A 2,108-nucleotide genomic window follows, 5' to 3' on the forward strand; every position below is an offset into this window, starting at 1 on the left:
CCTCGACCTTCACCACCGCATCGGCAAGCACCGCGCCATTGAGCGGCGCGACCGCCGCCCAGCCGCCGAACACGCCGAAGAAGGCGGTGATGATGAGCAGGCCGATCCACACCGGTGCCCGGATCGAGTCCGCATTGGCGCCCGCATCTTCGGTGCCGGCGAGGTTGCGATAGGTAGCGGGATATCGGTCATTGGGCCGCCACCGTGATCGGTGCCGCGCGCTGGTTGAGCAGCGCCACGATCTCGTTTCTCATGCCGAAGGCTTCGACCGCGCCATCCCGCAAGAGCAGGATCTTGTCGACATTGGCCAAAGTCGAGGGCCGGTGCGAGACGATGATCACGGTGCTGCCGCGACGCTTCAGCTCCAGCGCGCATTCGGCCAGCGCGCGATCGCCGTCGGCATCGAGGTTGGAGCTCGGCTCGTCGAGCACGATGAGGTTCGGCATGCCGAAGACTGCGCGGGCAAGCGCGATGCGCTGCCGGTAGCCGCCGGACAGCACCGCCCCGCCCTCGCCGATCTGCGTCTCGTAGCCTTGCGGCAGACGGATGATCATCTCATGCACGCCGGCGAGCCGTGCCGCCTCGATCACCTCGCGGTCGACATCGGTCTTGAAGCGGCCGATATTGGCGGCCACCGTGTCTGAAAACAGCTCGATGTCCTGCGGCAGGTAGCCGATATGGTCGCCGAGCGCCTCCCTTCCCCATTGCGTCATGTCGGCGCCATCGAGCCTCACCGTGCCGCGGCTCGGCTGCATGATGCCGGCGAGGTGACGCGCCAGCGTCTTATTCCAACGAGCGCGAGCATTTTCACAGATGCCCGATCTGCGGCCAAGCGGTTGACTGGCGCGATCTGCGACAAGTGATCTGGCATGAACAGCCGGACCCCGAACCGCTAGAGACAGACGCCTAGAAGCGTAGCGCTTGCCTGTCTCACTTCGGGACCAAAATGCTGGCATCCGCCTTGCATCAAAGAAATTGCCGGTTCCTCCACCGGACTCCTGATGGGGATCAGGATGAGTGCGCCGGGCTTGAGGATTTGGGGTTCCTCGCCCGGCGATCTTTCTTTCAGCAGTCGCTGAGAACTGTTGTCTTCCCACCAGAGGATGGGGGATTCACAGCGAAGCCGTTTCGATCTAGAAGCTTTGCTATGGACGCGATCTTCGATGATGGTCACCACTGCCCTCAGAGAGCCCGCGTAGACGTTTTGGGCCAAGGGCCGCGTCATTGCCCTAGATGCTGCCGGGAGGTTCTTTACGGGCATTTGCCATGCATCGGTTTCGCGATGGGTCACGCCTTCATGGACTGACCCAAAACAACAAATGCCATCGCCCGCCGTGACGCTATGGTTAACGCTGTCCAGGGTTTTGGCTACCCACTCCCGGACTACCTCGGCCCGGCGGTGCGTCACCACTTCCCCCCGAAGCAAGATGGCTGCCGGGCCGTTCTATAGCCTCCAGGCTCGTGAGCGCGGCAGCGTTCCAGCCGAGGCCATAGCCCTGGCTATGTAAGTTGCCTGCCATTCAGAGGCCAGAACGGAAAGAGTACGAGAGCGTGGTGACGCTCCATAAGCCGTCGACGAGAAGGCGCCTCTGGCGACCAGCCGAGTTGAGGGCTCTCGGCGTTGATCTGAAACCGTATCGACGGTCCCGGTTGGCTCCTCACGATTTCGGGACCAGGAGATAAAATGCAAGGTTTCAAGCGGTCGTGCTGGACGGAAGCCGACATAGACGAGTTTGCGGCAAAGCACGGCCTGACAACCAGGCAGGCCGAAATTGTGATCCAGAGCAACGGTCCGTCCAAGCGCAAATGCGACCTGGCAGCCGAGGCATTTATGGCCGCGCTCAGACAGTGCAGTTATTCGCGCGAAAAAGGCGCGAGAAGATCCCCCAAGGTCGGGAAGCAATGATAGCCGTAGGGTTTGAACTATGTCCGGTGAAGCCGCGACCTCTCACAAGGTCGCGAGCGAGGACAGACCGGAGGTCGCAGCTACCAAGATGACTTGGCCGGGCCGTTGGAGGCCGGCGCCCGAAAGTCCATGGGTTGGGTGACTGACCGGGCCACGCAGCTCGCCTTCAAGTGGAGCTGGGGCGACCCGGCCTGGGGTGGGG

Annotated in this window: 1 protein-coding gene and 1 pseudogene; one reads left to right on the plus strand and one right to left on the minus strand. The window is 62.5% G+C overall.

The features are described from left to right. Positions 1–188 precede the first annotated feature (188 nt). A pseudogene (locus A9K71_RS24550) lies at positions 189–782 on the minus strand (ATP-binding cassette domain-containing protein); the annotation flags it as partial. A gap of 902 nt (positions 783–1,684) precedes the next feature. On the opposite strand from A9K71_RS24550, the gene A9K71_RS24555 reads away from it, so the two are divergent. Then, the gene (locus A9K71_RS24555) at positions 1,685–1,906 is read left to right on the plus strand and encodes a hypothetical protein (protein WP_067002247.1); all 222 of its coding nucleotides are present in this window, start codon (positions 1,685–1,687) and stop codon (positions 1,904–1,906) included. The last annotated feature ends 202 nt before the right edge of the window (positions 1,907–2,108 follow it).

The organism is Mesorhizobium sp. WSM3873, assembly GCF_001672445.1.
GTDB lineage: Bacteria > Pseudomonadota > Alphaproteobacteria > Rhizobiales > Rhizobiaceae > Mesorhizobium.